This window comes from Agarivorans sp., from assembly GCF_050295395.1.
GTDB lineage: Bacteria > Pseudomonadota > Gammaproteobacteria > Enterobacterales > Celerinatantimonadaceae > Agarivorans.
Genome location: NZ_JBNKPP010000300.1, coordinates 1 through 2,575 on the forward strand (window position 1 = coordinate 1; position 2,575 = coordinate 2,575).

A 2,575-nucleotide genomic window follows, 5' to 3' on the forward strand; every position below is an offset into this window, starting at 1 on the left:
AACCTCGCGTAGTAAAAAAGTAACAAAATTCTTCTAAGCTGCTTGCAGTTCACTGGCCAAGTCAGTCACTATGGGGTGTTCGATGAAACTGTTTTCATTTGATTAAGGAAAGCTATGCATATTAGACCGATCCACGAACAAGACGCCAGTGAAGTGGCGCAACTGGCCAAACAACTTGGCTATAACCCTAATGCTCAAACCGTACTGCCCAATATTCACGCCATACTAGAAAATCCGGCTCATCAGGCCTTTGTTTATGTAGACCAAGAAGACAAGATCATTGGTTGGGTGCATGTGTTTATTGCCCTACGTCTAGGTTCACTTCCGTTTGCCGAAATCAGTGGCATGGTGGTTGATCAGGCTTCACAACAACAGGGTATTGGCCGCGCCTTGGTTAAGCAATGTCGCCACTGGGCGAATAGCCGCGGAGTGGGAGAAATACGTGTGCGCTGTGACAGTACTCGTGAGCAAGCCAATCAATTTTATCAACACATCGGCTTCAAACAACGTAAAACCCAACGGGTATTTGTCCGCGAACTGTAGCTGTTCCTGCGCCCGGCTTGTGGTAATATTTCGCCTAGTTTTCCCTATGATAAAGAGACGGTTATGACAACAGCAATTATTGGTGCAATGGAACAGGAAGTGGTAGCACTTCGAAAAATGATCGACAACTGCGACACCTATAGCTTTGCTGGTTGCGAATTCTACAGCGGTGAGATTAACCAACATCCGGTGGTGGTGACCCGTTCAGGCATTGGCAAAGTAGCGGCGGCGATTGCCACAACCGTATTATTGCAACGTTACCAACCTAGCCAAGTGATTAATACTGGCTCGGCCGGCGGTTTCGACGCCAACTTAAAAGTGGGTGATGTGGTAATTTCCGATGAGCTACGCTATCACGACGTAGACCTCACCGCCTTCAACTACGAAATGGGCCAGCTACCAGCTAACCCTGCAGCTTATAAAGCCGATCCCAAGTTAATTGAGATTGCCGAACAGGCTGCCAAACAACTGTCTGGCCATAAAATTGTGCGCGGACAAATCTGTACCGGCGATATCTTCATGGCCGATCCCGAGAGAGTTGCCAAGGCGCGCGCCGATTTCCCCAAAATGGCAGCGGTAGAAATGGAAGGCGCGGCAATAGCCCAAGTCTGTCATCTTGCCGAAGTGCCCTTTGTGGTAATTCGCTCGCTATCCGACATTGCGGGGAAAGAATCTCCAGCTTCTTTTGATGAGTTTTTAGAAACCGCCGCTAAGCACTCTACAGCACTAGTGGTTGCCATGTTGGAGCAACTCAAAGCCTAATGGACGAAAGCTCTTGGCTTTGGTTAAGCCTTAGCCTGCCACTGCTAGGCATTGCCCTAGAGCGCCTACTGCCGGGACAAACATTGGCCCGGCTAAGTAGCGGCTTTGCTTGGCTGGGAGAGCACCTCGCCACTAAGGTTAACCGCAGTGCCAATGGTCCGCAGCAACAGCGTTTGGCTGGTAGCATCGCGCTGCTGAGCATCGTACTGCCAATTAGTCTGGGTTTGTGGCTGTTTACTCGGCTTAACCCGCTAACCGCCCTACTTGATGGCTTACTTTTATTTTGCTTGGTGCAATGGCATGCCCCAATGCATCGCTTCCAACAAATCACCCAGCTACTCAATAAACAACAACACCAAAACGCCAGAAGCCAGTTACGCCCTTGGGTACTGCGCGACTGCGAGCAGTTATCGGCGGTCGGCGTAGCCAAGGCCAGCGCCGAAATGCTACTACTGCGCTTAGCCGCCAATTGGTTTGCCGTAGTATTTTGGTTTATGGTGGGCGGTATTATTCCGGCTTTAATCTACCGTATCATCGTTGAGCTACACTACTCTTGGAATCCCAAACTCAGCCAATACCGACAGTTTGGTAACAGTGCCAGTCGGCTCTACCACTTACTCAGTTGGTTGCCCTTTCGATTACTAGCCCGCATCATCAGCCTTTACGGGAACTGGAAAACCAATACTCAGGCCTTGAGCCAAGGGTTTCGCTGGCCCTATAGCGCAAGCGGCAGCCTGATTAGCGTCACTGCCAGTAGCTTACAAAGCGAGTTAGGTGGCCCACGTCACTACCAACAACAAAAGGTAGAGCAGGCTCGCTTTGGCCCCATGCAGCAATACCCAGAAGCGCTAGCGCTGGATCGCCTAGCCTTGAAGCTGAATATGAGCGCCTTGCTGTATTTACTGATCCTCAGCCCAATTTATGTGGCACGTATTGTTTATTTATAAGCCCCGCCCCCAGCGCTTAATCCAGCTATGCGTGTGTTTATTGCTGCTAGTTGCCGCCGCCAGCCAAGCCAAGCCACAACGCATCATCGCGCTAGCGCCTCACCTGACTGAACAAGTGTATTCGCTGGGTGCCGGAGAGAGGCTGGTTGCCACCGTCGACTATGCCGACTATCCCGCTGCGGCTAAACAGTTACCACGCATTGGTAACTATCAATACATCAGCATAGAAAGCATCATTACTCTTAAACCCGATTTAGTATTGGTATGGCAACAGGGCAACCAACGCCACTTAGCAGAACAGTTAAGCGCGCTGGGGATAAAAG

Annotated in this window: 4 protein-coding genes; all 4 read left to right on the forward strand. The window is 50.4% G+C overall.

What is annotated here, in order from left to right; genetic code table 11:
* Window positions 1-114: 114 nt before the first annotated feature.
* Window positions 115-543: a GNAT family N-acetyltransferase gene (locus ACQY6Q_RS18110; RefSeq protein WP_427983588.1), complete on the forward strand. Its 429-nt coding sequence runs from the start codon at window positions 115-117 to the stop codon at window positions 541-543.
* A 63-nt stretch (window positions 544-606) separates the two neighbouring features.
* Complete coding sequence (gene mtnN / locus ACQY6Q_RS18115) at window positions 607-1,305, forward strand: 5'-methylthioadenosine/S-adenosylhomocysteine nucleosidase (RefSeq protein ID WP_427983590.1); 699 nt, start codon at window positions 607-609, stop codon at window positions 1,303-1,305.
* Entirely contained in the window at window positions 1,305-2,252 is a 948-nt protein-coding gene (locus ACQY6Q_RS18120) for a cobalamin biosynthesis protein CobD/CbiB (protein WP_427983591.1), read from the forward strand. The genes mtnN and ACQY6Q_RS18120 overlap by 1 nt, the downstream gene beginning before the upstream one ends.
* Window positions 2,227-2,575: ABC transporter substrate-binding protein (locus ACQY6Q_RS18125; RefSeq protein WP_427983593.1), on the forward strand; the 349-nt coding region annotated here is incomplete at its 3' end. The genes ACQY6Q_RS18120 and ACQY6Q_RS18125, both read left to right, overlap by 26 nt.